Here is a 24629-nt window from a genome sequence, read left to right as displayed (position 1 = left end):
CCTGCGTGCGCGGGCGGGGCAGCCGGGAAGGTTCGCCGTGCACTCCCCCACCACCGACGCCGCTGCCGCCGGCACCGATCCGCTGCAGCGCGAGCGCGACCACCTCGCCTCCTCGCGCGCCGCCCTGCGTGCGATGCGCGAGGACGTCGAGTCGCTGGACCTCCGCGACGTGACCGGCACCTGGGTGTCGGCCGCCGTCCTGCACAACCAGATCCAGCAACGGATCGCCGCACTGGCCGACCTCGCGCACACCCCGCTGTTCTTCGGCCGCCTGGACTACCTGCACGCGATCAGCGAGGAGCTCGCGGAGGGCGGCACCGGCGAGCGGTTCTACATCGGGCGCCGGCACGTGCACGACGCCGACGGCGACCCGATGGTGATCGACTGGCGGGCGCCGGTCTCGCAGCCGTTCTACCGGGCCAGCCGCAAGGACCCGATGGACGTCGAGCGGCGCCGCCGGTTCGGCTACACGGCGGGCGAACTGACGGCGTACGAGGACGAGCACCTGACCGACCCGGCCGAGGACGAGACCCGCTCGGCCCTGCTCGCGGCGGAGATCGAGAAGCCGCGCGTCGGCCCGATGCGCGACATCGTCGCCACCATCCAGCCGGAGCAGGACGAGATCGTCCGCGCCGACGTGTCGGGCACGGTCTGCGTGCAGGGCGCCCCGGGCACCGGGAAGACCGCCGTCGGCCTGCACCGCGTCGCCTACCTGCTGTACGCGCACCGGGAGCGCCTCGCGCGTACCGGCACCCTGGTGATCGGCCCGAACAGTTCCTTCCTGCAGTACATCGAGCAGGTGCTGCCCGCGCTCGGCGAGCTGGACGTCGCCCAGGCGACCGTGCAGCAGCTGGTCGGGCACGTGGAGGTGCGCGGCGAGGACTCCGCGGGGGCGGCCCTGGTGAAGGGCGACGCGCGGATGGCGGAGGTGCTGAGGCGGGCGGTCCGCTCGGGCATCACCCTGCCGACCGAGCCGTGCGTGGTCGTCCGCGGCGCCCGGCGCTGGCGCGTGCCGGCGTACGAACTCACCGGGATCATCGAGGAGCTGCAGGGTCGGGAGATCCGCTACGGCGCCGCCGCCGAGGCGCTGCCGCAGCGGATCGCGCACGCCGTCCTGGTGAAGATGGAGCAGTCCGGGGAGGCGCCGGACGACCGGGTGCAGGACGCGGTGGCCCGCAACACCGCGGTCAAGGCCGTGGTGAAGGCCTGCTGGCCGCCGGCCGACCCGCTGAAGCTGGTGCACCGGCTGCTCTCGGACGCCGGCTTCCTCGCCCGCTGCGCGGACGGCCTGCTCACCGAGGAGGAGCAGCGGACGATCCTCTGGGAGAAGCCCGCCCGTTCGCCGAAGACCACCCGCTGGTCGGCGGCCGACGCGGTGCTCGTGGACGAGGCGACCGACCTGGTGCAGCGCACCCCCTCGCTCGGCCACGTGGTGCTCGACGAGGCGCAGGACCTCTCGCCGATGCAGTACCGCGCGGTGGGCCGGCGCTGCTCGACCGGTTCGGCGACCGTCCTCGGCGACCTCGCCCAGGGCACCACCCCGTGGGCGACCGCCGACTGGCCGGAGGCGCTGCGCCACCTCGGCAAGTCGGACGCGCACGTCGAGGAGCTCACCCAGGGCTTCCGGGTGCCGGAGGAGGTCATCGCGTACGCCTCGCGGCTGCTGCCCGCGATCGCGCCGGGGCTGGCGCCGGCGACCTCGGTCCGCGAGGCGCCCGGGTCGCTGACGGTCCGCCGGGTGACCGGTGACCAGGTGGCGGAGGTGGTGGCGGCCTGCCGGGCCGCGCTCGGCCACGAGGGCTCGACCGGTCTGATCGCCGCGGACGCCCGGATCCCGCTGTTCGCCGAGGCACTGGCCGAGGCCGGCCTGCCGTTCGTCGAGCCGGGTGTGGAGACGACCGCGGAGGCCCGGCTGACCCTGGTGCCGGCCTCGCTGGCCAAGGGTCTGGAGTACGACTACGTGGTGCTCGACGAGCCCGCCGAGGTGGTGGCGGGCGAGCCCGACGAGCGGACGGGGCTGCGCCGGCTGTACGTGGCACTCACCCGGGCGGTCTCCGGGCTGCAGGTGCTGCACTCGGCGCCGCTGCCGGACCGGCTGGGCTGACCGCGCGGGCGCCGGACGCCCGGTGCCGGGTGTCCGGCATCAGGCGCCTGGCGCCTGTCGTCTGGCGTCAGGCGTCAGGCGTCAGGCGTCGGCGAGGGCGCGCCAGGCGGCCACCTTGGCCGGGTCGACCGGGGTCGTCCAGCCGTCCACCCGGGCAGCCCCGCCGATGTGGAAGGCGTCGAAGCCGGCGGCCTTGAGCCCGGGCACGTGGTCGGCCCGCAGGCCGCCGCCGACCAGGATCCGCTGGGTGTAGCCGGGCTCGCCGTCCTTGGCGAGCTCGCCCTCCAGGACGCCCTGGCCGGCGTCGACACCGGCCGGGGCGCCCGAGGTGAGGAAGGTGTCCAGGCCCGGCAGTGCGGAGACCGCGGCGCGGACGCCGGCCCGGTCGGCGCTGTGGTCGAGTGCGCGGTGGAAGGTCCACGGGCAGCCGGCCACGGCCTCGGCGACGGCCGCGGTGGCGGCCAGGTCGATCTCGCCCCGCGCGTCGAGGAAGCCGAAGACGAACTCCTCGGCCCCCTCGGCGCGCAGCGCGGACGTCCGGGCGAGCAGGTCGTCCAGGTCACCGGGGGTGAAGCCGTCGCGGATGCGCAGCATCACGCGCAGCGGCAGGGAGACCGCCGCCCGGATCCCGGCGAAGTCGGCCACCGACGGCGTGAGCCCGTCCGCGGCCATGTCGGTGACCAGCTCGAGCCGGTCTGCGCCGCCGGACTCGGCGGCCCGGGCGTCCTGGGCGGTCAGCGCGATGACTTCGACAATTGGTCTAGACATATGCGTACCCTGCCACATGGTGGGCCCGCCGGGCGAGCCCCCTCCCCCGTTCGCTCAGCCGACGGCCGGCGGCAGCTCCGCGGAACGGTCGCGGCGGACCAGCAGGGCGACGGACGCGGCTAGGCCCGCGGCAGCGGCGAGCACCAGCTCCGACGAGCGCAGATTGCCGAACACCACGTACAGCCGCCCGAGGGTCCCGCCGGCCATCGCGGGCACCAGCGCCAGGACGACGGCGACCGGCAGGACGCGGCCGCGGGAGGCGGTCGCCAGCCCGAGCGCGATGAGCGCCGCGGAGAACAGCGGCGGCAGCAGGAACGCCTCCGAACCGCCGTGCAGGAGCGGGCTGAACTCGGAGTACAGCTCCAGCGAGGCGGCGGCGAGAGCCGCCGCACCGAGCGTGCGGCGGACGGACGGCCGGGGCAGCAGGTCGGGCGGCGCGGCCAGCACCAGGGTGGACCAGATCAGCGGCGGCAGCAGGGTCGCCCCCAGCCACACGACCGAGGCGGCGTCGAACCGGGGGTAGGTCGGGCTCATCACGTGACCGATCCGCAGGTACGCCAGCCCGGCGACGCCGAGGAGCACCGGCAGCGCCAGGAGCCGGGCGGCGGCCCACCGGCCGGCGAGGCCCGCGGCGGCGGCCGCGAGTTGGCCGACGGCGACGAGCAGGAAGAGCCACCTGTCGTCGCCGGGCACGGGCGCCCCCCACCTGTTCTCCAGCACCAGCATCAGGAAGTCGGGCACGGCCGTCCCGATCCCCGCCGCGAGGACCAGCGGCGCGGCGGTGGCCAGTAAACGCCCGCCGGGGGCGGCCGAGGTGAGCCCGGTCCGCAGCCGCAGTCCGTACCCGGCGATGCCGGCCAGTTCGCGGGCGGCGGCGAGGCGTCCGGCGCCGGCCGTGGTGTCCGCGTAGACGGCGGCGAGTTCGGGGCCGCGCTCGGTGCGGTAGGCGGCGGGATACAGCCGCATCGCGGCGGTGAACGGACGTGTCGTCATGCGAAGGCCCCCCTGACCCTCGGGTTCGGCTTCGGAGCGGCGGCGGCCATCCGGCGCTCCGCCTCGGCCGCCACGGCGCGCAGCCGTGCGGCCTCGGTGGCCAGCACCTGCCGGCCGGCGCCGGTGAGCGCGTAGCTGCGGCGGGCCCGGCCGTCGACCACCTCCTCGCGGTCGACCTCGATCAGCCCTTGCTGCAGCAGCCGGTCGAGGGCGCCGTAGAGGGTGCCGGTGCACATCCGGACCCGGCCGCCGGAAATGGCGTCGATCTCCTGGATCAGGGCGTAGCCGTGCCGGGGCGCGTCCGCCAGCGCGGTGAGCAGGAGCAGCGTGGGCTCCTGCATGCTTCGTTCCGTCATGTCAACTACATATACCGGTCATCGACATATGGTGTCCGGCGAACCGTCGAATCCGGTCCGGAGCAGAATGGGTGTCATGACCGATGCGCTGCTCGACCGTTGGAACGAACTGCTGCGCCGCTGCGGGGCGGCGGTGGACCCGGAGCCGTACGGGCGGGACCTGCTGGCCCGCTGGTCCGAGCCGCAGCGCAGGTACCACACGGTGGAGCACCTGGCCGCCGTCCTCGGCCACGTGGACGCGCTGGCCGAGCGGGCGCAGGACGCCGACGCGGTGCGGCTGGCCGCCTGGTTCCACGACGCGGTCTACCGCCCGGACCGCTCGGAGAACGAGGAGCGCAGCGCCCAACTGGCCGTCCGGGCACTGCGCGAGGCCGGGCTGGCCGAGGAACTGGTCGCCGAGACGGCCCGGCTGGTGCGGCTGACGGCGGGTCACGGATGCGAGCCGGGCGACCGGAACGGCGAGGTGCTCTGCGACGCCGACCTCGCGGTCCTCGGCTCCGGCCCGGAGCGGTACGCGGCCTACACGGCGGCGGTGCGCGAGGAGTACGCCTTCGTCCCCGAGGAGGCCTTCCGGGCCGGGCGGGCGGCGATCCTGCGGCAGCTGCTGGAGCTGCCCGCGCTCTACCGCACGCCGGAGGCGCTGGCCCGGTTCGACACCGCCGCCCGGGCCAACCTCGCGGCGGAGCTCAGGAGCCTGGAGAGCTGACCTTGCGGCGGCGCAGGCCGGCGGCGGTGAGCCGGGCGACCAGCTCCTTGCTGCCGACCGGCTCGGCGCCGAGGGCGACGGCCCGCTCGTACCAGTCGGCCGGGATGTCGTAGTGGTCGCGCTCGAAGCCGCGCGCGGGCACGCCGAGGCGCGCGGCGAAGTCGTGCAGTTCGTCGAGGCTGACGTCGCTGACCAGGTGCGACCAGTACCTGCCGTGGCCGGGCCAGGTCGGGGGGTCCACCAGGATCACGACAGCTCCCCGACCGGGGCCACCACCGCGCCGCGCTTGCCGCAGACCCAGTGCGGGTCGGGGCCGAGCTCCGGCTCCACACTCAGCGCGTGCGGGTCGTCCTCGGCGGCGCAGTCCGCGCACAGCGGCCAGCGCCCGTAGGCCTCCAGCAGGGCGTCCTGGACGTCCTGGGCGACCAGCCCGAGGACGAACTCCGTGCCGTCCGGCCACTGCTCCAGCCACCACCGGCGGTGCGTGACCGCGTCTTCGACCAGGGACACCACCGCCGCGTCCGCCACGTCCCGGGCGGTCAGGTCGGCGAGGATCAGCGCACGGGCGCCGTGCAGGGCGGCTTCGATCTCAGGACTGGCCATCCGCCCATTCTCCCGCAGGTCACTTGCCTGCCGGGAACCCTTCGGTGCTCAGCTCGATCGCGAACGGCTCGGGCAGCTCGACGGGCTGCCCGAACGGCGTGCGGACACCCCGCTGGTACCGCCCCTGGTCCGGCTCGGAGAACAGGGTGACCGTGGGCCCCTCCTCGTCGAACCGGTCGACCAGCAGGAAGAGCGGGACGGGGGCGTGGCCGTACGCCCAGAGCTTCTTCGTGCGGTCGAGCCGGGCGGTGCGCTTCGAGGTGATCTCCACCGCCATCAGCAGGCCGGCCGCGTCGATCGACGCCTCCTGCGCCACCAGGCGCGCATCATCGACCACCACCAGGTCGGGCACGTACAGCTTCTCCAGCGGAACGATCTCCGTCCCCAGGGTCTGGTAGACCCCGACCTCCGGCGGCAGGCACGCGAGCAGCGCCCGGTGCACCCTTCCGGCAATCACGTTGTGGCCCACGTTGGGCGGCGGCACCAAGCGGATCTCCCCCTCGTCGATCTCCGCGCGCCAGCCCTCGGGGACGTCCAGCTCCAACCAGGTGTTCAGCAGGTAGTCCCACTGACGCCCCGGCTCGACCGACATCGCAGTCACCGCCGACCTCCTGTCTCCCGTTCGACGCCCGTGGTCGTCACTGTACGGATCGTCCGAGGTGCCCCATCCGGTCATGGGCCCAGCGTCCCACGAAGGGATGAATGGCGGGGGGAATGCCGCGAGGGCGGTCTCCCCGTGTGGGGAGACCGCCCTCGCGGAGCGTTCCGGGCCTGCCGATCCTCGGGAGGATCAGAAGTCCATGTCACCGCCCGGCATGCCGCCGCCGGCGGCCGCGGAGGCCTTCTCCGGCTTGTCGGCGATGACGGCCTCGGTGGTGAGGAAGAGCGCCGCGATGGAGGCGGCGTTCTGCAGCGCGGAGCGGGTGACCTTGGCCGGGTCGATGATGCCCGCGGCGATGAGGTCGACGTACTCGTTGCTGGCGGCGTTCAGGCCGTGGCCGGCGGGGAGGTTGCGCACCTTCTCCACCACGACGCCGCCCTCGAGGCCGGCGTTGGTCGCGATCTGCTTGATCGGGGCCTCGAGCGCCACGCGGACGATGTTGGCACCGGTGGCCTCGTCGCCCTCCAGCTCCAGCTTGTCGAAGGCGACGGCGGCCTGCAGCAGCGCGACGCCACCACCGGCGACGATGCCCTCCTCGACGGCGGCCTTCGCGTTGCGGACGGCGTCCTCGATGCGGTGCTTGCGCTCCTTGAGCTCCACCTCGGTGGCCGCGCCGGCCTTGATGACGGCCACGCCGCCGGCCAGCTTGGCGAGGCGCTCCTGGAGCTTCTCGCGGTCGTAGTCCGAGTCGCTGTTCTCGATCTCGGCGCGGATCTGGTTCACGCGACCGGCGACCTGCTCGCTGTCGCCGCCACCGTCGACGATGGTGGTCTCGTCCTTGGTGATGACCACCTTGCGGGCGGTGCCCAGCAGGTCGAGGCCCGCGTTCTCCAGCTTGAGGCCGACCTCCTCGGAGATGACCGTGCCGCCGGTGAGGATGGCGATGTCGCCGAGCATGGCCTTGCGGCGGTCGCCGAAGCCCGGGGCCTTGACGGCGACGGACTTGAAGGTGCCGCGGATCTTGTTCACGACCAGGGTCGACAGGGCCTCGCCCTCGACGTCCTCGGCGATGATGACGAGCGGCTTGCCGCTCTGCATGACCTTCTCCAGCAGCGGGAGGAGGTCCTTGACCGAGGAGATCTTGGAGTTGGCGATGAGGATGTACGGGTCCTCGAAGCTGGTCTCCATGCGCTCCAGGTCGGTGGCGAAGTACGCGGAGATGTAGCCCTTGTCGAAGCGCATGCCCTCGGTGAGCTCGAGCTCCAGGCCGAAGGTGTTGCTCTCCTCGACGGTGATGACGCCTTCCTTGCCGACCTTGTCCATCGCCTCGGCGATGAGCTCGCCGATCTGGGTGTCGGCGGCCGAGATGGAGGCGGTGGAGGCGATCTGCTCCTTGGTCTCCACGTCCTTGGCCTGGGCGAGCAGCTGGTCGGAGACGGCCGTGACGGCCTTCTCGATGCCGCGCTTCAGGGCCATCGGGTTGGCGCCGGCGGCGACGTTGCGCAGACCCTCGCGGACGAGCGCCTGGGCGAGCACGGTGGCGGTGGTGGTGCCGTCACCCGCGACGTCGTCGGTCTTCTTGGCGACCTCCTTGACGAGCTCCGCGCCGATCTTCTCGTACGGGTCCTCGAGCTCGATCTCCTTGGCGATGGAGACACCGTCGTTGGTGATCGTGGGGGCGCCCCACTTCTTCTCAAGGACGACGTTGCGGCCCTTGGGGCCGAGCGTGACCTTGACGGCGTCGGCAAGCTGGTTCATGCCGCGCTCAAGGCCGCGGCGAGCTTCCTCATCAAAAGCGATGATCTTGGCCATCTGAAGTGGTCCTCCGGGACACGGTCGACTGCTCGGACCAGAGGTGCCCGCGACGGACGGCCCTGTGAGCGGGGGTCCTTTCCCCTACCGCTCGCCGGGGCCTCACCGACCCGGTCCGCTTGTCACTCTCATGCTGTGAGTGCTAACGCCAATGATTAGCACTCGCCGGTGGCGAGTGCAAGCCCGTTCGCCGTGTCCCGTCGGTACGGTCCGACGACTTCCGGACACGACACAGGCCCGTACGACGTGTCGTACGGGCCTGTCGCGAAGGAAATCGCCGACCAGCTCGGGACGAGCCGAGGGCTCCGCAGGTTTCGAAGGTCAGCCCGCGGCGGCACGAACCATGTCCGCCTGCGGCCCCTTCTGCCCCTGGGAGATCTCGAACTCGACCCGCTGGCCCTCTTCGAGGGTGCGGTAGCCGTCCATCTGGATCGCGCTGTAGTGGACGAACACGTCCGCACCACCGTCGACCGCGATGAAGCCGTAGCCCTTCTCCGCGTTGAACCACTTGACGGTGCCCTGAGCCATTCCGAACTCCCCTTGTGCTGTGCTGGCCATTCACGGGTCCGCAGTCTTTGCGGACCCAGGTCCGGTGGGCCGGCCCGAGGGAACCCCCCCTGGGCGCGGCCGTGCACGCCGCAGACCACCGTCCGGGGCCCTCCAACGGGCCCGGCGGACGGGTGAATGCGTCGACCGCGGCTGAATGTATCCGGACAGGAGCCCTGTGCAACAGGCCCAACTTCGGGGAAATCGGCGGCCTCGACAAGGGATATGACGGGATGAAAGCGGAGGATCTCGGCATTTCATGCCGGACATAACGGGCAGAAAACGACATATTGCCGTATGAATTCTGACACTTGCCTGACAGGTTCGCCCGCGAGCCGTCCAACGCCCGTCTCAGCGGGCGGACCTGGCCGCGACCGGCGCCCGGGCCCTGCGCACACGATCCGACCGGTCCGGCCGGGGCGGGTAATTCCGGGTATTAGCGCTGATCAGGGCGGGCGGCGCGGAGGGGAGTACTGCCACCGGACCGAACTCTACTCCCCGTCAGGCGGTCGAATTGCACCCGGCACGGCGAGAGCCGCCGCCGGGACCGGAAAATCGCGTTCCGGTCCCGACGGCGGCTCTCCGCGGGCACTGGGTCGGCCTCAGCAGCCGCCGGCCACCGCCGGGATGATCGACACCGTGGCGCCGTCCTTGATCGCCGTCTCCAGGCCCTCGGCGAAGCGCACGTCGTCGTCGTTCACGTAGACGTTCACGAACCGGCGGAGCTTGCCGGCGTCGTCCAGGATGCGCGCGGAGATGCCGGCGTGGTTCTGCTCCAGGTCCGCGACGACGGCGGCCAGGGTGTCGCCCTCGGCGGTGACCTCGGCCGCACCGCCGGTGTAGGGGCGCAGGATGGTCGGGATGCGGACGGTGGCGCTCATGGGGTTGCTCCTTGGCGGAAGGGGTGGGCTGCTCAGACGAGGCCGGCGGCGCGGAAGGACTCCAGCGTCGGGCGGATGGTGGCGGTCAGTCCGGCGTCGGCGACCGCGTCGAGGGTCTTCAGGCCGTCGCCGGTGTTGATGGCGACCGTCTCCTTCGACGGGTCCAGCTGCCCGGTCTCGACGAGCTTCTTGAGGACGCCGACGGTCACGCCGCCCGCGGTCTCCGCGAAGATGCCCTCGGTGCGCGCCAGCAGCTTGATGGCGGCCACCACCTCGGCGTCGGTGACGTCCTCGACCGCGCCGCCGGTGCGGCGGGCGATGTCGAGCACGTACGGGCCGTCGGCCGGGTTGCCGATCGCCAGCGACTTGGCGATCGTCTTCGGCTTGACCGGGCGGATCACGTCGTGGCCGGCCTTGAAGGCGGCCGAGACCGGGGAGCAGCCCTCGGCCTGGGCGCCGAAGACCTTGTACGGGCGGTCCTCGACCAGGCCCAGCTTGATCAGCTCCTGCAGCCCCTTGTCGATCTTGGTGAGCTGGGAGCCGGAGGCGATCGGGATCACGATCTGCTCCGGCAGCCGCCAGCCGAGCTGCTCGCAGATCTCGTAGGCCAGCGTCTTGGAGCCCTCGCCGTAGTACGGGCGGAGGTTGACGTTGACGAAGCCCCAGCCCTCGCCGGCCGGGTCGCCGATCAGCTCGGAGCAGAAGCGGTTCACGTCGTCGTAGTTGCCGTCGATGCCGACCAGGGCTCCGCCGTACACACCGGCCATGACGATCTTGCCCTGCTCCAGGTCGTGCGGGATGAACACGCAGGACTTGAATCCGGCCCGGGCGGCGGCCGCGCCGACCGCGCCGGCCAGGTTGCCGGTGGAGGAGCAGGAGAGCGTGGTGAAGTCGAAGGCGCGGGCGGCCTCGATCGCACAGGCCACCACGCGGTCCTTGAAGGAGTGCGTCGGGTTGCCCGAGTCGTCCTTGACGTGCAGCTGGGCGGTGAAGCCGAGCTCGCGGCCCAGGTTGTCGGCCTTGACCAGCGGGGTCCAGCCCGGGTTGAGGTTGGGCTTGCCGGCCACGTCGGCGGGCACCGGCAGCAGCGGGGCGTAGCGCCAGATGCTGGCCGGGCCGGCCTCGATGCGCTTGCGGAGCTCGTCCGCGTCGTAGCCGCTGTAGTCGTATGCGATCTCCAGCGGGCCGAAGCACTCCAGGCACGCGAAGCTCGGGCCGAGCGGGAAGCGGGTGCCGCACTCGCGACAGGAAAGGGCTGCGGCCGGACCGAGGTCGACGGTGGCAGCGGGTGCAGGGGTAGCGGTAGCCATGCTGGCGGAGGCCTCTCTCCTCATCTTCCCCGCGGCGCGGTTGCGCCACAGGCCGGAATTGGCACCTGTCTCGCGGGGGGCCTGCGACCACCGCTGCGAGAAGGTTGCCGGGACGTCGACGGGCCGTTCCCTCAGTCCCTCTGGATGAGCTCTGTGAAGTTGTGTGTTGTTCGCTGCGGCGACCCCGGCGTGCCAAGGCTCGACCGCAGTACGAAGACTGTATCCGAAGGCCCGGGCGCCGAAAGGCGGCGTCCGATCCGCGAGATGGAAGTTACGAGGAGCGAGACCGTGACCGAGCAGCCCCGTCCCGACGTCCTCCCCGAGGTCGCGTCCTGGCTGCGTCGCCGCTCCTGGGCGGCGGCCGACTACCCGGTGGAGCGGCTGCTCGCCGCCAAACGGGCGGCGGGGAGCGCCGGAACGGTCAGCGTGGTGCTGCCCGCCCTCGACGAGGAACCCACCGTCGGGGACATCGTCGCCACCCTCCGCAGCGAGTTGATGGAGCGTCATCCGCTGGTGGACGAGCTGGTGGTGGTGGACTCCGGCTCGGTCGACCGGACGGCCGAGACCGCCCGGTCGGCGGGCGCCCGGGTGGTCCACCGGGACGACATCCTGCCCCGGCTGCCGGCCGCCCCCGGCAAGGGCGAGGTGCTCTGGCGGTCGCTGCTGGCGACCTCCGGGGCGATCGTCTGCTTCGTCGACGCCGACCTGCGCGAGTTCGACCCGGCCTTCGTCACCGGGATCGTCGGACCGCTGCTCTCCGACCCCGCGCTCCAGCTGGTCAAGGCGATGTACGACCGGCCGCTGGAGACCGAGGGCGCGGTGGTGCCGGCCGGCGGCGGGCGGGTCACCGAACTCGTCGCCCGGCCGCTGATCAACCTGCACTGGCCGCAGCTGTCCGGCTTCGTCCAGCCGCTCGGCGGCGAGTACGCGGCCCGCCGCACGCTGCTGGAGCGGCTGCCCTTCCCGACCGGCTACGGGGTGGAGCTCGGTCTGCTGGTGGACGCCCTGGAGGAGGTCGGGCTGGACGCGCTGGCCCAGGTCGACGTCGGAGTCCGGCACCACCGCCACCAGGACGGGCAGGCCCTCGGGCGGATGGCCGCCACGATCTACCGGACGGCGCTGGAGCGGCTGGACCGCACCCACCGGCTGAAGGCCGGCGAGGACCTGGTGCACCCGCTGCTCACCCAGTTCAGCCGCGACCCGGGCACCCGGGGCTTCACCGCGCACACCCACGAGGTGACCGCCCTGGAGCGACCGCCGATGCGCACGGTGCCGGAGTACGCCGGGCGCTGAGCGGGGCCCGCGGGGCCGCCGAATGGTTTGCCGGACCGGTCCCGCGGCAAGCTAGGGGATATGGCCGATCTCGCGTTCGAACGTACGCAGCAGTCCGGCGCCGCCCCCGTCCTGGTGGCCTCGAACCGCGGCCCGGTGTCCTTCAGCAGCGGGGACGACGGCGCGCTCACCCTGAAGAGAGGCGGCGGCGGCCTGGTGTCCGGGCTCTCCGCGATCGACGACCCCTCGGCGGTCTGGGTCTGCGCCGCGCTCGGCGACGCCGACCGGCAGGCCGCGCGGCAGGCTCCGGACGGCCGGCTCGACCTGGCCGGCCACGACGTCGGCGGACAGGCCGTCCGGATGCTGGACATCGAGCCCGGCACCTTCGCCCGCGCCTACAACGGCATCGCCAACTCCACCCTGTGGTTCGTCCACCACCTGCTGTACGACACCCCGGTCTCCCCGGTCTTCGACGACCGGTTCCGGCGCGAGTGGGAGTCCTACACCGCGTACAACACCGCCTTCGCCGAGGCCCTGGCCGCCGAGGCCGCGCCGGGCGCCGCCGTGCTGGTGCAGGACTACCACCTGTCGCTCGCCCCGGCGATGCTCCGCGCGCTCCGCCCGGACCTGCGGATCGGGCACTTCTCGCACACCCCGTGGGCCCCGCCCGAGTACTACCGGCTGCTGCCCGACGACGTCGCCGCCGAGGTGCTCTCCGGCATCCTGGGCGCCGACCGGGCCGGCTTCCTCACCGAGCGCTGGGCGCTCGCCTTCGCCGACTGCTGCGAGGCCGTGCTCGGCGCCGAGGTGGACCGCGCGGCCCGCACCGTCACCCACGCCGGGCGCACCACGCAGCTGGGCGTGCACGGGCTCGGCGCCGACGCCGACTTCCTGCGCGAGCGCGCGCACCGGCCGGACGTGGACGCCCGGCTGGCCGCCCTGCGGGAGGCGGTGGGCGACCGGAAGACGGTCGTCCGGGTCGACCGCACCGAGCTCAGCAAGAACATCGTGCGCGGCCTGCTCGCCTTCCGGCACCTGCTGCGCAGCCGGCCCGAGTGGCAGGACCGGGTCGTGCACATCGCCTTCGCCTACCCGTCCCGGCACGACCTGCCCGAGTACCGCGAGTACACCGCGGCGGTGCAGCGGATCGCGCGCGAGATCAACGACGAGTTCGCGACGCCCGACTGGCAGCCGCTGATCCTGCACGTCAACGACGACTTCCCGCGGTCGCTGGCGGCCTACCGGCTGGCCGACGTGGCGCTGGTCAACCCGATCCGGGACGGCATGAACCTGGTCGCCAAGGAGGTCCCGGTGGTCTCCGACGCGGGCTGCGCCCTGGTGCTCTCCCGGGAGGCCGGTGCCTTCGCCGAGCTCGCCGAGGACTCGATCACCGTCAACCCGTACGACGTGATCGCCACCGCGGAGGCGCTCCACCGGGGGCTGACCATGCCCGCGGAGGAGCGCACCGACCGCACCAAGCGGCTCGCCGCCGCGGCCACCGCGCTGCCCCCGCAGCAGTGGTTCCTCGACCAGCTCGACGCCCTCGGCTGAGGGGCGCCCCTCAGGGGTTCAGCCCAGTTCCGTGGCGAGGGCCGCGAGCAGGTCCACCAGGCCGGCCGGGCCCGGGACGACCAGGTCGGCCCGGTCGGCCAGCTCGCGCACCGGCACCTCGCCGGTGGTCGGCCCGCTGCACACCAGCAGGCCGGGCAGGCCCTCGCCGCGGCGCTTCTCGACGGCGGCGTAGGCGGCGAGGTCGCCGAGGTCGTCGCCGGCGTAGAGCACCGTGCGGGCGGAGCGCTCGGCGAGGAAGGCCTCCAGGGCGCCGCCCTTGTCGACGCCGGGCGGGCGCAGCTCCAGGACGAAGCGGCCGGGCTCGACGACCAGCCCGTGCTCGGCCGCGAACGCCGCCAGCGGGGCCCGCAGCCGGTCCATCGCGGGCTGCGGCTCGGCGGTGCGGCGGGTGTGCACGGCGAGCGCGCGGCCCTTGTCCTCCGTCCAGGTGCCCTCGGGGGCGCCCTCGCGGGCCAGCAGGGCGGGCAGGGCGGCGCGGGCTGCGGCGACGCCGGCCGGGGGTTCGGGGGCGGTGAGCCGTCCGGTGTGCGCGTCCCAGCGCTCGGCGCCGTACTGCCCGAGGACGGTGAGGTGTTCCAGCCCGGCGACGCCCTCGAAGCCGCCGTGGGCGACCGCGTCGGCGGCGGGCCGGCCGGTGACCACGGCGACGGCGCCGACCCGGGGTGCCAGTGCGGAGAGCACGGCGGCGGCCCGGGGGTGGGCGCGGGCCGCGGTCGGGTCGGCGACGATCGGTGCCAGGGTGCCGTCGAAGTCGAGGGCCACCACGGCCTCGCCGGGTGCGGCCAGCAGCGCCGCGAGGCCGTCCCGCCCGGCGGCGGTGCTCGGAGTGAAGTGCTCAGGAATGCCCATGTCGGGGACGCTACCCAGGTCCGGGCGCCGGACACCGTCAGCGTTCGGCGCGCCGCCGTTCCCGGATCCGGCGCAGCCGGTTGACCAGCACCGGGTCGGCGGCCAGTGCCTCGGGGTTGTCCAGCAGGGCGTTGAGCAGCTGGTAGTACCGGGTCGCGGAGATGTCGAGCTCGGCGCGGATCGCCCGTTCCTTGGCGCCGGCCGTGCGCCAGGGCCGGGCCTCCAGGGCGAGCACCGCGCGGTCCCGCTCGGTCAGGGCGGCCATCGTCCACCTCCTCTTACGAGGTGTCATTCTGCCCGCCCGGTGCGACACACTCTGCCCGCCCGGCCCGGGGTCGGGCCCGGCTAGCGTCGGTCCATGACCTTCGCACTGCACGTTCCCGACGCCGAGCTCGAACCCGAGCCGCTCGACCCCGACCAGATCGTCGCCGGCACGCCGGAGGTGACCGGGAGGGTGCTGTGGTCCTCGCCGGACGGCCGGCAGCTGCGCGGCCTGTGGCAGATCACCCCGGGCACCGTGACCGACACCGAGGCGGACGAGCTGTTCGTGGTGGTGAGCGGCCGGGCCACCATCGAGGTCGAGGGCGGCCCCGTCCTGGAGGTGGGCCCCGGCGACGCGGCCGTCCTGCGCGCGGGCGACCGCACCACCTGGACGGTGCACGAGACGCTCCGCAAGGCGTACGCGATCACCCTGCCCTGAGCCGGCTCCGGGCCGGGGCCGCGGTCCGCGCTCAGTGCCGGGTGCGGCCCGCCTCGGTGGCCGCGGCGGCCTGCAGGGCGGCGAGCGCGTCGTTGCCGTCGCGCTTCACCGCGGCGCCGATCCGCTGCTTGACCAGGCCGCTGACCTTGTCCCAGGACGGGTCGCCGTAGGGGTAGAAGTTGGCGGTCGGCAGGGCGTTGAGGAACTCGGCGAGGTCGCGGTGGCGGCCGCTGCCGGTCATCTCTGTGCGGGTCTCCTGGGTGACCGGCAGCAGGTTGTACCGCTCGTCGAAGGCGAGCTGGTTGTCGGTGCGGTAGAGGAACCCGAGGAACTTCTTGATCTCGGTGCGGTGGCCGTTGGCCTTGAAGGCCATCATCCAGTCGGCGACGCCGAAGGTGGCCGGCTTGACCGTGGCGTCCTTGCGCGGGACGGCCGCCGTGCCGTAGTCGATCTTCGCGGCGGTGGCCTTGGCGACCAGCCCGGGGTGGCCGTTGAGCATCGCGACCTTGCCTGCGGCGAAGTCGTTGAAGGCGGTCTTGCGGTCGGTCGTGGACGGGTCCGCGTAGGTGAGGTGCTTGTCCACCAGGTTGGTGCGCAGCCAGGCGAAGGTGGCCCGGTTCTGCGGGGAGTCGAAGGTGTAGTTGCCGGCGTTGTCGGCGAGGCCTCCGCCGCCGCCCATGGCCCAGATCATGGATTCGGCCTGGGCCTCCTCGGGTCCGAGGGGCAGCGCGTAGGGGGTGACGCCGGGCACCTTGGCCTTGATCAGCTCGGCGTCGTGGCGGAGCTCGTCCCAGGTGGTGGGCGGGGCGGTGATGCCGGCCTTGGCGAAGACGGCCTTGTTGTAGAAGAAGACCCGGGTCGAGGCGACGAACGGGATGCCGTACTGGCTGCCGAGCACCTGGCCGGCGCGGGAGAACGCGTCGATCATGCCGGCCTGGGTGTCGATGGAGAGGACCTCGGTGGCCGGGTAGAGCCGGTCGGCGGCGACCTGGTCGGCGAAGCCGCCGGTCTGCACGAGGTCGGGGGTGCGGCCGGAGGCGAGCAGGTTCGCGACCCGCTTGTCGATGTCGTTCCAGCTCTGCAGGTCGAGTTCGACCTTGATGCCGGGGTTGGCCTCCTCGAAGCGGCCGATCAGGTCGCCCCAGAAGTGCGACGAGCTGTTGGCCTCGCTGTCTCCGTAGTCGGCGGCGACCAGGCGGAGCGTGACGTCGCCGCCGCCGTCGCCGGAGCCGAAGGCGCCGCACCCGGTGGCGAGGACCAGGACGAGTGCGGGCGCCAGGACGCGACAGGCGCGGAGCGGGTTCGTGCGGGTGAGGGTGTTCACGCGGGGACCGCCTTCGGAAGGGGAAGCTGCGCCACCCTCCCAAGCACCCCCACATGTGGTCCAGACCTGTTCGCGCGGTAGTTATCGAAGTGTCAGATGTCGTTGCACCGGCTGCAATCGGAACCGGGCGAATCCGGACAGTCCGACCGCGCGTTCAGACGGTGACCACCTGGACGCCGGCCTCCGTGAAGGCCCGCGTCAGCTCCTGGTCGGCGGCGGAGTCGGTGACCAGGACGTCGATCCCGTCCAGGCCGCAGATCCGGGCGAAGGCGCGGCGGCCGAGCTTGGAGGAGTCCGCGGCGACGACGACCCGGCGGGCGCGCTCGGCGAGCAGCCGGTTCACCCCGGCCTCGCCCTCGTGGTGGGCGGTCGCACCGTGCTCGACGTCGATCGCGTCGACGCCCAGCACCGTGACGTCCAGGGCGAGTTCGGCGAGCATCAGGCCGGCCAGCGGGCCGATCAGCTCGTAGGACTGCGGCCGGGCCACACCGCCGGTGACCACGATCTTCACCTGCGGCCGGACGGTCAGCTCGTTGGCGATGTTGAGCGCGTTGGTGACCACGGTGAGGCCCTGGCCGGCGGCGCCCTCGGGGGACTCGGTGAGCTCGGGCCGGACGGCGAGCGCCCGGGCGACCTCGGTGGTGGTGGTGCCGCCGTTGAGGCCGACCACCTCGCCGGGGGCGACCAGGCCGGCGACCGCGGCGCCGATCCGCTGCTTGGCGTCGGCGTGCCGGGCGGTCTTGTAGCGCAGCGGCAGGTCGTAGGAGACGTGGTGGGCCACGGCGCCGCCGCGGGTGCGGGTGACCATCTGCTGGCGGGCCAGCTGGTCGAGGTCGCGGCGGATGGTCGCGGCGGAGACCTGCAGGGCCTCGGCGGCCTCCTCGACCTCCAGCCGTCCGTGTTCGGCCAGCAGCTCCAGCAGTGCGTTCCACCGCTCGTACCTGGACACCCCGCGCCGCCCTCCCGACCACGTCCGACCGCTGCGCGCACCTGCGCGAAGCCTGCACAGCTTTGCACACCGGTGGTGCCCCGCGCCCGGTCGGCGGCCGGTTTCCGACGCCCCGCGGCGCGCACCGTTGCGCATTGCTGCGCGAAAGGGCTATAAATCAATCATCTTCACGCAGTTCTTGCTGTTCCTGCTGTTCCTGTCCGATCCGGCGCACCTGCCCGAGGAGCCGCTCCATGCCCCAGCCATCCCTCACCGCCGAGGAGCTGGCCACCCAGCCCGCCGACTGGCGCACGGCCGCGGCGCTGGCCGCCGAGTCGTCCGCCGCCCTGCCGCAGCGCGGGGAGCGGGTGGCCGTGGTCGGCTGCGGCACGTCCTGGTTCATGGCCCAGGCCTACGCCGCACTGCGGGAGACCGGCAGGCACGGCGAGACGGACGCCTTCGCCGCCTCCGAGTTCCCGCACGGCCGCGGCTACGACCGGGTGCTGGCGATCACCCGCTCCGGCACCACCACCGAGGTGCTGGACCTGCTCCGGCAGGCGAAGGCACCGACCACCGCGCTCACCGCGGACACCTCGCAGCCCGTCACCGCGCTCGCCGGGTCGGTCGTCGACCTCGGCTTCGCGGACGAGCGCTCCGTGGTGCAGACCCGGTTCGCGACCACCGCCCTGGCGCTGCTCCGGGCCCACCTGGAGACCGAGGGCGCGCTGCCCGCCGGGGTCCGCACGGTGGCCCGCGCGGCCGAGGACGCCCGCGCCGCGGTCGAGGGCGCGCTGCCGCCGGGGCTGGTCGACTGCGAGCAGTTCTCCTTCCTCGGCACCGGCTGGACGGCCGGCCTGGCCCGGGAGGCAGCGCTCAAGATGCGCGAGGCCTCGCTCTCCTGGACGGAGGCCTACCCGGCGATGGAGTACCGGCACGGGCCGATCAGCATCGCGGCACCCGGCCGCGCGGTGGTCGTCCTCGGTGCGCCGCCGGAGGGCCTGGCCGCCCAGGTCGGCGCCACCGGCGCGCTGCTGGTGGCCGGCTCGGGGCCGGACGGCATCGACCCGATGGCCGACCTCGTCCGGGCGCAGCGCCTCGCCCTGGCGGTCGCCGCGGCCCGCGGTCTGGACCCGGACCGGCCCAGGAACCTGACCCGGTCGGTGGTACTGGCCCCGGACGGGGCATGAGAAGGGAGAGGAGCCGGGAAGGAGCAAACCTCACAGCTGCGGCGCAATGGCGACAAACGTCACCGTCATGGACCAGACCAATCACGCAACTGGACTAGACCTCTCGGACCGGCTCAAGGGAGACTGTCCCCCGTGAAGCACGTCATCGCACTCGATGTGGGCGGCACCGGCATGAAAGCCGCGCTGCTCGCCCAGGACGGCTCCGTGCTGTTGGAAGCACGGAGGCCGACCGGGCGGGAGCACGGCACGGACGCCGTCGTCGCCGCCATCCTCGACTTCGCCGCCGAACTGGCGGACGAGGGCCGCACCCGACTCGGGAGCGCTCCCGTCGCCGCCGGAGTCGCGGTGCCGGGGACGATCGACGAGAAGAACGGGATCGCGGTCTTCTCCGCCAACCTCGGCTGGCGCGACCTGCCGCTGCGCAAGCTCCTCGGCGAGCGCCTCGGCGGCCTGCCGGTCGCCCTCGGCCACGACGTCCGCACCGGCGGGCTGGCCGAGGGGCGGATCGGCGCCGGCCGCGGCGTGGGCCGCTTCCTGTTCGTCGCGCTGGGCACCGGCATCGCCGGCGCCATCGGCATCGACGGCCGGATCGAGGCGGGCGCGCACGGCTACGGCGGCGAGATCGGCCACGTGGTGGTCCGCCCCGGCGGGCCGGCCTGCGGCTGCGGCGCCCGCGGCTGCCTGGAGACCCTGGCCTCGGCCTCGGCGGTCTCCCGGGCCTGGGCCGCGGCCTGCGGCGACCCGGACGCGGACGCGGCGGCCTGCGCGGCCGCCGTCGAGGCCGGCGACCCGCGGGCGGCGGAGGTCTGGCGGACGGCCGTGGACGCCCTCGCGGACGGCATCGTGCTGGCGCAGAGCCTGCTCGACCCGTCCACGGTGATCGTCGGCGGCGGGCTCGCCGAGGCCGGCGACACGCTCTTCACACCGCTGCGTACGGCGGTCTCCGAGCGGCTGACCTTCCAGATGCCCCCCGTGGTCGTCCCGGCCGAACTCAGAGACACCGCCGCTTCCCTGGGAGCGGGTCTGCTCGCCTGGGACCTGCTCTCCACGGAGGTGACCGCGTGACCGCGGACCGCATTGCCCTGGCCGGCGCCCGACTCGTCCTCCCCGGCGGCGTCGTCGAGAACGGCCGGATCACCGTCGAGGGCCCGCGCATCGCGGCCCTCGGCGGCGAGCCGGACCTCGCCGACGTCGACCTCACCGGGTTCACGGTCGTCCCCGGCTTCGTCGACCTGCACGTGCACGGCGGCGGCGGCGCCTCGTACGCCGCCGGGGACGCCGAGCAGGCGCTCGTCGCGGCGCACACCCACCGGACGCACGGCACCACCACGACGGTCGCCTCCACCGTGACCGGCGAGATCGACGAGGTCTGCCGGCAGGCGGCCGTCCTCTCCGAACTGGTCGAGGACGGTGTGCTGGCCGGCGTGCACTTCGAGGGCCCGTTCATCTCGCCGGGCCGCTGCGGCGCGCACGACCCGGCGCTGCTGCGCGACCCGGACCCGGCGGTCGTCCGCAAGGTGGTGGACGCCGCCCGCGGCACCGCCCGCATGGTCACCCTGGCTCCGGAACTGCCCGGCGGCCTGGACTCCGTGCGGATGCTGGCGGACCTCGGCGTGATCGCCGCGGTCGGCCACACCGACTCCGACTACGCGAAGACCCTGGAGGCCATCGAGGCGGGCGCGACCGTCGCCACCCACCTCTTCAACGCGATGCCCGCCATCGGACACCGCGCCCCCGGCCCGATCGTCGCCCTGCTGGAGGACGAGCGGGTCACCGTCGAGCTGATCAACGACGGCGTCCACCTGCACCCCTCGGTGCTGGACCTCGCCTACGGCACCGCCGGCTCCGGCCGGGTCGCGCTGATCACCGACGCGATGGGTGCGGCCGGCATGGGCGACGGCCTCTACCCGCTCGGTCCGCTGGAGGTCCGGGTGGAGAACGGCGTCGCACGGCTGGTCGAGGGCGGCTCCATCGCCGGCTCCACCCTCACCCTCGACGTGGCGTTCCGGCGCTCCGTCACCGTCAACGGCCTGAGCCTGAACCAGGCCGTCGAGTCCCTGTCCGCCGTTCCGGCCCGGCTGCTCGGCCTGTCGGACTCGGTCGGGTCGCTGGAGACGGGCAAGTACGCCGACCTCGTCGTCCTCGACTCCCTCACGTACGACCTCGTCGCGGTGATGCGCCGCGGCGAGTGGATCACCGGCGCGGACCGCCTCGCCAGGACCGTCTCCTCGGTCTGATCCCCCGTCCCACCGGGGGTGAGTGGCGGCACTGCGTCCCGTCACTCACCCCCTGGGGGACACCCATGCCCATCGCCGCCACCGCCGACCTGCTCGCCCGGGCAGCGGCCGACCGCCGCGGTCTGCCCGCCTTCAACGTGATCACCCTGGAGCACGCCGAGGCGGTCGCCACCGGCGCCGAACTGGCCGGCACCGCCGCGGTGCTGCAGATCAGTCAGAACGCCGTCCGCCACCACGGCGGCCGGGTGCTGCCGCTCGCCCGCGCCTGCGCCGAGATCGCCGCCGCCGCGAAGGTGCCGCTCTCGCTCCACCTCGACCACGTCGAGGACCTCGACCTGCTGCACGCCGCGCCGGCGGCCGGCTTCTCCTCCGCGATGTACGACGCCTCCCGGCTGCCGCACGACGACAACGTGAAGTCGACCGCGCAGGCCGTCTCCTGGGCGCACCGGCACGGTCTGCACCTGGAGGCCGAGCTCGGCCGGGTCGGCGGCAAGGAGGGCGAGCCGCCGCTCTCCCCGCACGAGCCGGGCGCCCGGACGGACCCGGCGGAGGCCGCCCGCTACGTCGAGGACACCGGGGTGGACGCGCTGGCCGTCGCGGTCGGCAGCTCGCACGCGATGACCACCCGGACCGCCGCCCTGGACCACGCGCTGATCGGCCGCCTGGCCACGGCCGTCCCGGTGCCGCTGGTGCTGCACGGCAGCTCCGGGGTGCCGGACGGGGAGCTGTCCGCGGGCATCGCCGCCGGCCTGGTGAAGATCAACATCGGGACGGCGCTCAACGTCGCCTTCACCCGGGCCGTCCGCGAGCACCTCGCCGCGGACGGGCGGGTCACCGACCCGCGCCGCTACCTCGCGGACGGGCGCGCGGCGGCCTCCGCCGCCGTCGCCCGCCTCGCCGCCGTCGTCAGCCGTTCGGGTAGTTGCTGACCGACATGTCGGTCAGCGCGACCTGGTCGAGCAGGATGCTGCCGCTGCCGGCCGGGAGGGTCACCGTCAGGGTGTTCGTCCCGGCCACCAGCTGCGGCCATATGTTCGTGCTGTACCAGGCGCGGTTCGCGTCCGAATTGCCCTTGGAGTAGTTCTTGAAGGTCACTCCGCCGGGGTGGTCCTTGCCGTTGACGGTGACCTGCGCGGGCGTGTCCGAGCCGGTGTTGTTGAAGTGCAGCCAGAACTTGGCCTGGCCGGCCTGCTGGGCGGTCACCGTCCAGGTCACCGTCGACCCGCCCTGCAGCGTCAGGTAGCTGCCGTCGGCGGAGATCGCACCCTTCACGCTGCTCGCCGCCGGAGCGTTCTGCGCCTGCAGCTTGGAGGCGTCGGCGACCGGCTTGCCGTCCGGCGTCGGGCTCGCCGACGCGCTGGGCGAGGCCGGGGCGCCGGTCGAGGCCTGCGCGGAGGCCCCCGTCGGGTTCGGCGCGGCCTTGTCCTTCTTGCCGGGGTCGCCGGTGGAGAGCGCGATGCCCACCCCGATCGCCACGGCCGCGATCACGGCCACCGCACCGACCACCGCACCCTTGCCACGGCCCGAGCCCTGACGCTCCTCGCCCGGCTGCGGGCGGGAGCGCTCGGCGTACCGGCTCTGCTGCGGCGGCAGCGGCGTGGTCTGCGAGGCCTGGCCGTAGGAGGGCTGCGGCGGGTAGGGCTGCTGGGGCCGCGCGGCCGCCTGCTGGCCGTACTGCGCGCGGCCGACCTCCATCGGGCGGCTGTACGAGCTGCGCGGCTGCGCGGGCGCGGCGGAGCCGTCGGCCGGGCGGTAGAGGTAGGCGAAGGGGTCGTCTTCGCCCGCGCCCTCGGGCGCGCCGTTGCTGCCGTCCGTGGTCACGGTGCTCACTCCCCGGGCAGATGATGGACGCTCGTACCAGCGGCACCCTACCTGCAGGGGCCGACCGCGGGGAAAGCCGATCAACGGACCGGCTAACCGGCGCGACGGTGGGAACGCTCCCCCCGCGCTCCCCTCACCGAACCTCCACGCGCCCGCTTCTCGTCGTACATCCGCTCGTCGGCGGCGTGCAGCACCTCTTCGATCGACATGCCGCAGCCGGCCCAGCCGATGCCGAGGCTGACTCCGACCCGCATCGCCCGGTTGTCGATCCGCATCGGCGGGACGATGGCGTTCCGCAGCCGGCCGGCGAGGTCCTTGGCCTCCTCGCGGCCGATGCCGTCGGCGAGCACCACGAACTCGTCGCCGCCGAGCCGGGCGACGGTGTCCCCCTCGCGGACGGCCTGCTGCAGCCGGCGGGCCACCTCGATCAGCACCGCGTCGCCCGCGTTGTGGCCGAACCGGTCGTTGACCGACTTGAAGCCGTCCAGGTCGCAGAAGAGCACCGCCAGGCCCTTGTCCGGTGCGCCCGGCGCGCGGTGCGCCCCGTGCCCCCCGCTCCAGGGCTCCGGGCCGTCCGGCTGTTCGGTGGGCACCACGGTGTGCACGTGGGCCGGGTCGTGGTCGAAGCGGCTCAGCACCTCGCCCGCGGCGAAGGCCTCCAGGTCCCGGTCGAAGGCCGGGTCGGAGCCGTAGCCGTGCGCCAGCGCGGTCGGCCCGCCCGGGCCGTCGAAGGCGGTGTGCGCGCTGTAGGAGAACTCCGGGTGGGCGAAGGCCGGGCCGTGCTCGGCGGCCGCGGAGGGCGGCAGGCTGCACAGCCGGCGGCCGAGGCGGGTGCGCAGCTCGGCGCCGTTCGGCAGGCCGGTCAGCGCGTCGTGGCTGGCCCGGTGCGCCAGCTGCAGCTCGTGGCGCTTGCGGTCCTCGATGTCCTCGACGTGGGTGAGCAGGAAGCTCGGGCCCTCGCCGGCGTCCGCCACCACCGAATTGCGCAGGCAGACCCACTGGTAGCCGCCGTCCCGGCGGGAGAGCCGGAGCTCGGCCCGGCCGCCCTCGGCGCTGGTGCGCTGCAGCAGGGCGAGGTCCTCCGGGTGGACGAGGTCGGCGAAGCTCTGCCGGCGCAGCGTCGCCCGGGGCCGGCCGAGCAGCCGGCACAGCGCGTCGTTGACCCGGGTGAGCTGGCCGCGGGCGGCGCCGTGCAGTTCGGTGATGGCCATCCCGCTGGGCGCGTACTCGAAGGCCTGGCGGAAGCTCTCCTCGCTGGCCCGCAGCGCCTGCTGCTCCTTCTCCAGGCGGGCGAGCGCCCGCTGCATCTCGGCGCGCAGCCGGGCGTTGCCGATCGCGATGGAGGCCTGCAGGGAGAACATCTCCAGGGCCTCGCGGGTCCAGGCGCCGGGCCGCTTGCCGCTGCGCGGCCGGTCGACCGAGAGCACCCCGAGCAGGTCGCCGCCGGCGCTGTACATCGGCGCGAACAGGAAGTCGCGGGGGTGCCAGTCGTTGGCGTAGATCGGCAGGGCGCCGTCGCCCGTCCAGGTCGGCACGTCGGTGCCGATGGCCCAGCCCCGGTCGTACGGCAGGAAGCGCAGCGTGCCCCAGTGGTCGCTGACGCTGAGCATGCGGTCCCAGGACTCCCGGGAGCCGACCTGGCCGAGCAGCACCGCCGGGCCGCCCACCCCGCTCTCCTCGGCCTCCCAGACCGCCGCCACCACCAGGTCGCCGTCGGGCCGGACGAGGCTCACCGCGGCCGCGTCGAACCCGAGCCCGTGCACGGCGCCCTCCACCACGGCCTGCAGGGTGCCGGCCAGGCTGCGGGCAGCGTTGAGGTCCGCCACGACCCGGTGCAAGGTGCGGAGGGTCGCGAGGCGGACGTAGGGCTCCGACTCGGCTTCCATGCGGGGGCTCCCCGGCTGCTTCGGATTGGCGGTGGTGGTTATCGTCCGATTGCCAGAAGAACTGAATCACAGCGAGCACAGCGATAGGCACGCTCGGTCAGCAATAGGCCGTCACTTGTGACTCAAATCACACTACTTGCCCGTGCCCCGGCGGCTCCGGGCCTCCCCGAACC

Annotated in this window: 25 protein-coding genes and 1 riboswitch; of the genes, 9 read left to right on the top strand and 16 right to left on the bottom strand. The window is 73.6% G+C overall.

Translation table 11 applies throughout. The features are described from left to right. Nucleotides 1-37 precede the first annotated feature (37 nt). Nucleotides 38-2104, top strand: a complete 2067-nt coding sequence (locus tag IE98_RS0114345; protein ID WP_030268850.1) for a HelD family protein — start codon at nucleotides 38-40, stop codon at nucleotides 2102-2104. Between the two features lie 81 nt (nucleotides 2105-2185). Here IE98_RS0114345 and IE98_RS0114340 read toward each other — a convergent pair whose 3' ends face one another. Genes IE98_RS0114340 through IE98_RS0114330 form a run of 3 tightly spaced genes read right to left on the bottom strand, consistent with a single transcriptional unit; the run spans nucleotide 2186 to nucleotide 4206 of the window. Then, nucleotides 2186-2872 (bottom strand): copper homeostasis protein CutC, encoded by a 687-nt coding sequence (locus IE98_RS0114340; protein ID WP_030268848.1) that lies wholly within the window; start codon nucleotides 2870-2872, stop codon nucleotides 2186-2188. A 54-nt stretch (nucleotides 2873-2926) separates the two neighbouring features. Then, nucleotides 2927-3865, bottom strand: coding sequence for a hypothetical protein (locus tag IE98_RS0114335; protein ID WP_030268847.1), 939 nt, complete (start codon nucleotides 3863-3865; stop codon nucleotides 2927-2929). Then, nucleotides 3862-4206 (bottom strand): PadR family transcriptional regulator, encoded by a 345-nt coding sequence (locus IE98_RS0114330; protein ID WP_420706185.1) that lies wholly within the window; start codon nucleotides 4204-4206, stop codon nucleotides 3862-3864. The genes IE98_RS0114335 and IE98_RS0114330 overlap by 4 nt, the downstream gene beginning before the upstream one ends. A 91-nt stretch (nucleotides 4207-4297) precedes the next feature. Between IE98_RS0114330 and IE98_RS0114325 the strand changes: the two genes are divergently transcribed. Beyond that, nucleotides 4298-4927 carry a hypothetical protein gene (locus tag IE98_RS0114325; RefSeq protein WP_030268843.1) on the top strand — a complete coding sequence of 210 codons (630 nt, stop codon included), beginning with the start codon at nucleotides 4298-4300 and terminating at the stop codon, nucleotides 4925-4927. On the opposite strand, the gene IE98_RS0114320 is transcribed toward IE98_RS0114325, so the two are convergent. From IE98_RS0114320 to thrC, 7 genes are all read right to left on the bottom strand, one after another. Continuing rightward, nucleotides 4908-5177: a DUF4031 domain-containing protein gene (locus IE98_RS0114320; protein WP_030268841.1), complete on the bottom strand. Its 270-nt coding sequence runs from the start codon at nucleotides 5175-5177 to the stop codon at nucleotides 4908-4910. The two genes, IE98_RS0114325 and IE98_RS0114320, sit on opposite strands and share 20 nt — an antisense overlap. After that, a complete protein-coding gene (locus tag IE98_RS0114315) occupies nucleotides 5174-5530 on the bottom strand; it encodes a hypothetical protein (protein WP_030268839.1) in 357 nt (118 codons plus the stop codon). Before IE98_RS0114315 ends, IE98_RS0114320 begins: the two co-directional genes overlap by 4 nt. 19 nt (nucleotides 5531-5549) lie before the next feature. Further along, nucleotides 5550-6131, bottom strand: a complete 582-nt coding sequence (locus IE98_RS0114310; protein ID WP_420706184.1) for a Uma2 family endonuclease — start codon at nucleotides 6129-6131, stop codon at nucleotides 5550-5552. A 189-nt stretch (nucleotides 6132-6320) separates the two neighbouring features. Next, nucleotides 6321-7943: a chaperonin GroEL gene (gene groL, locus IE98_RS0114305; protein WP_030268836.1), complete on the bottom strand. Its 1623-nt coding sequence runs from the start codon at nucleotides 7941-7943 to the stop codon at nucleotides 6321-6323. A gap of 321 nt (nucleotides 7944-8264) precedes the next feature. After that, the gene (locus tag IE98_RS0114300) at nucleotides 8265-8471 is read right to left on the bottom strand and encodes a cold-shock protein (RefSeq protein ID WP_030235075.1); all 207 of its coding nucleotides are present in this window, start codon (nucleotides 8469-8471) and stop codon (nucleotides 8265-8267) included. 620 nt (nucleotides 8472-9091) lie between these two features. Beyond that, complete coding sequence (locus tag IE98_RS0114295) at nucleotides 9092-9370, bottom strand: MoaD/ThiS family protein (protein ID WP_030268835.1); 279 nt, start codon at nucleotides 9368-9370, stop codon at nucleotides 9092-9094. 32 nt (nucleotides 9371-9402) lie between these two features. Next, entirely contained in the window at nucleotides 9403-10680 is a 1278-nt protein-coding gene (gene thrC, locus IE98_RS0114290) for a threonine synthase (RefSeq protein WP_030268832.1), read from the bottom strand. Between the two features lie 17 nt (nucleotides 10681-10697). Continuing rightward, nucleotides 10698-10831: riboswitch (SAM riboswitch) on the bottom strand. Between the two features lie 137 nt (nucleotides 10832-10968). Between thrC and IE98_RS0114285 the strand changes: the two genes are divergently transcribed. Both IE98_RS0114285 and IE98_RS0114280 read left to right on the top strand, forming a co-directional pair. After that, nucleotides 10969-11973: a glucosyl-3-phosphoglycerate synthase gene (locus IE98_RS0114285; RefSeq protein ID WP_043174146.1), complete on the top strand. Its 1005-nt coding sequence runs from the start codon at nucleotides 10969-10971 to the stop codon at nucleotides 11971-11973. Between the two features lie 60 nt (nucleotides 11974-12033). Continuing rightward, complete coding sequence (locus IE98_RS0114280; protein ID WP_030268829.1) at nucleotides 12034-13503, top strand: alpha,alpha-trehalose-phosphate synthase (UDP-forming); 1470 nt, start codon at nucleotides 12034-12036, stop codon at nucleotides 13501-13503. An 18-nt stretch (nucleotides 13504-13521) separates the two neighbouring features. Here the strand turns inward: IE98_RS0114280 and otsB are convergent, their stop codons facing one another. Then, on the bottom strand, nucleotides 13522-14373 hold the full coding sequence (gene otsB / locus IE98_RS0114275; protein WP_030268827.1) for a trehalose-phosphatase: 852 nt from the start codon (nucleotides 14371-14373) through the stop codon (nucleotides 13522-13524). A 37-nt stretch (nucleotides 14374-14410) separates the two neighbouring features. Continuing rightward, nucleotides 14411-14638, bottom strand: coding sequence for a DUF3263 domain-containing protein (locus tag IE98_RS0114270; protein ID WP_030268825.1), 228 nt, complete (start codon nucleotides 14636-14638; stop codon nucleotides 14411-14413). 93 nt (nucleotides 14639-14731) lie between these two features. Between IE98_RS0114270 and IE98_RS0114265 the strand changes: the two genes are divergently transcribed. Further along, the gene (locus IE98_RS0114265) at nucleotides 14732-15073 is read left to right on the top strand and encodes a cupin domain-containing protein (RefSeq protein WP_030268823.1); all 342 of its coding nucleotides are present in this window, start codon (nucleotides 14732-14734) and stop codon (nucleotides 15071-15073) included. Between the two features lie 31 nt (nucleotides 15074-15104). Here IE98_RS0114265 and IE98_RS0114260 read toward each other — a convergent pair whose 3' ends face one another. Together IE98_RS0114260 and IE98_RS0114255 are read right to left on the bottom strand one after the other, a co-directional pair. Next, nucleotides 15105-16397, bottom strand: a complete 1293-nt coding sequence (locus IE98_RS0114260) for an extracellular solute-binding protein (RefSeq protein ID WP_234443537.1) — start codon at nucleotides 16395-16397, stop codon at nucleotides 15105-15107. Nucleotides 16398-16551: 154 nt separating this feature from the next. Continuing rightward, nucleotides 16552-17346, bottom strand: a complete 795-nt coding sequence (locus IE98_RS0114255) for a DeoR/GlpR family DNA-binding transcription regulator (RefSeq protein WP_030268819.1) — start codon at nucleotides 17344-17346, stop codon at nucleotides 16552-16554. A 233-nt stretch (nucleotides 17347-17579) separates the two neighbouring features. On the opposite strand from IE98_RS0114255, the gene IE98_RS0114250 reads away from it, so the two are divergent. The 4 genes from IE98_RS0114250 to IE98_RS0114235 all read left to right on the top strand — a co-directional run bounded on the left by IE98_RS0114250 (nucleotide 17580) and on the right by IE98_RS0114235 (nucleotide 21678). After that, on the top strand, nucleotides 17580-18512 hold the full coding sequence (locus IE98_RS0114250) for an SIS domain-containing protein (RefSeq protein ID WP_030268818.1): 933 nt from the start codon (nucleotides 17580-17582) through the stop codon (nucleotides 18510-18512). Nucleotides 18513-18644: 132 nt separating this feature from the next. Beyond that, nucleotides 18645-19577, top strand: a complete 933-nt coding sequence (locus IE98_RS0114245; RefSeq protein ID WP_030268816.1) for an ROK family protein — start codon at nucleotides 18645-18647, stop codon at nucleotides 19575-19577. After that, entirely contained in the window at nucleotides 19574-20749 is a 1176-nt protein-coding gene (gene nagA / locus IE98_RS0114240) for an N-acetylglucosamine-6-phosphate deacetylase (RefSeq protein ID WP_030268814.1), read from the top strand. Before IE98_RS0114245 ends, nagA begins: the two co-directional genes overlap by 4 nt. Before the next feature lie 65 nt (nucleotides 20750-20814). After that, nucleotides 20815-21678, top strand: coding sequence for a class II fructose-bisphosphate aldolase (locus IE98_RS0114235; protein WP_030268812.1), 864 nt, complete (start codon nucleotides 20815-20817; stop codon nucleotides 21676-21678). Here IE98_RS0114235 and IE98_RS0114230 read toward each other — a convergent pair. Together IE98_RS0114230 and IE98_RS0114225 are read right to left on the bottom strand one after the other, a co-directional pair. Next, nucleotides 21656-22570, bottom strand: a complete 915-nt coding sequence (locus IE98_RS0114230; RefSeq protein WP_159400912.1) for a hypothetical protein — start codon at nucleotides 22568-22570, stop codon at nucleotides 21656-21658. The two genes, IE98_RS0114235 and IE98_RS0114230, sit on opposite strands and share 23 nt — an antisense overlap. 92 nt (nucleotides 22571-22662) lie before the next feature. Next, complete coding sequence (locus IE98_RS0114225) at nucleotides 22663-24456, bottom strand: sensor domain-containing diguanylate cyclase (RefSeq protein ID WP_030268808.1); 1794 nt, start codon at nucleotides 24454-24456, stop codon at nucleotides 22663-22665. Between the last annotated feature and the right edge of the window lie 173 nt (nucleotides 24457-24629).

Source organism: Streptomyces sp. NRRL B-24484, from assembly GCF_000717715.1.
GTDB lineage: Bacteria > Actinomycetota > Actinomycetes > Streptomycetales > Streptomycetaceae > Kitasatospora.
The sequence above is the reverse complement of the archived record's forward strand: the minus strand, read 5'-3'. Positions and strand labels throughout refer to the sequence as shown.

Excerpts from the sequence above, each read along its gene's own strand:
- otsB (WP_030268827.1), bottom strand. The coding sequence starts at position 14,373 with ATGGGCATTCCTGAGCACTTCACTCCGAGCACCGCCGCCGGGCGGGAC.
- IE98_RS0114330 (WP_420706185.1), bottom strand. The coding sequence starts at position 4,206 with ATGCAGGAGCCCACGCTGCTCCTGCTCACCGCGCTGGCGGACGCGCCC.
- IE98_RS0114270 (WP_030268825.1), bottom strand. The coding sequence starts at position 14,638 with ATGGCCGCCCTGACCGAGCGGGACCGCGCGGTGCTCGCCCTGGAGGCC.
- thrC (WP_030268832.1), bottom strand. The coding sequence starts at position 10,680 with ATGGCTACCGCTACCCCTGCACCCGCTGCCACCGTCGACCTCGGTCCG.
- IE98_RS0114335 (WP_030268847.1), bottom strand. The coding sequence starts at position 3,865 with ATGACGACACGTCCGTTCACCGCCGCGATGCGGCTGTATCCCGCCGCC.
- IE98_RS0114235 (WP_030268812.1), top strand. The coding sequence starts at position 20,815 with ATGCCCATCGCCGCCACCGCCGACCTGCTCGCCCGGGCAGCGGCCGAC.
- IE98_RS0114325 (WP_030268843.1), top strand. The coding sequence starts at position 4,298 with ATGACCGATGCGCTGCTCGACCGTTGGAACGAACTGCTGCGCCGCTGC.
- IE98_RS0114250 (WP_030268818.1), top strand. The coding sequence starts at position 17,580 with ATGCCCCAGCCATCCCTCACCGCCGAGGAGCTGGCCACCCAGCCCGCC.
- IE98_RS0114280 (WP_030268829.1), top strand. The coding sequence starts at position 12,034 with ATGGCCGATCTCGCGTTCGAACGTACGCAGCAGTCCGGCGCCGCCCCC.
- IE98_RS0114295 (WP_030268835.1), bottom strand. The coding sequence starts at position 9,370 with ATGAGCGCCACCGTCCGCATCCCGACCATCCTGCGCCCCTACACCGGC.
- groL (WP_030268836.1), bottom strand. The coding sequence starts at position 7,943 with ATGGCCAAGATCATCGCTTTTGATGAGGAAGCTCGCCGCGGCCTTGAG.
- IE98_RS0114315 (WP_030268839.1), bottom strand. The coding sequence starts at position 5,530 with ATGGCCAGTCCTGAGATCGAAGCCGCCCTGCACGGCGCCCGTGCGCTG.
- IE98_RS0114300 (WP_030235075.1), bottom strand. The coding sequence starts at position 8,471 with ATGGCTCAGGGCACCGTCAAGTGGTTCAACGCGGAGAAGGGCTACGGC.
- IE98_RS0114265 (WP_030268823.1), top strand. The coding sequence starts at position 14,732 with ATGACCTTCGCACTGCACGTTCCCGACGCCGAGCTCGAACCCGAGCCG.
- IE98_RS0114340 (WP_030268848.1), bottom strand. The coding sequence starts at position 2,872 with ATGTCTAGACCAATTGTCGAAGTCATCGCGCTGACCGCCCAGGACGCC.
- IE98_RS0114225 (WP_030268808.1), bottom strand. The coding sequence starts at position 24,456 with ATGGAAGCCGAGTCGGAGCCCTACGTCCGCCTCGCGACCCTCCGCACC.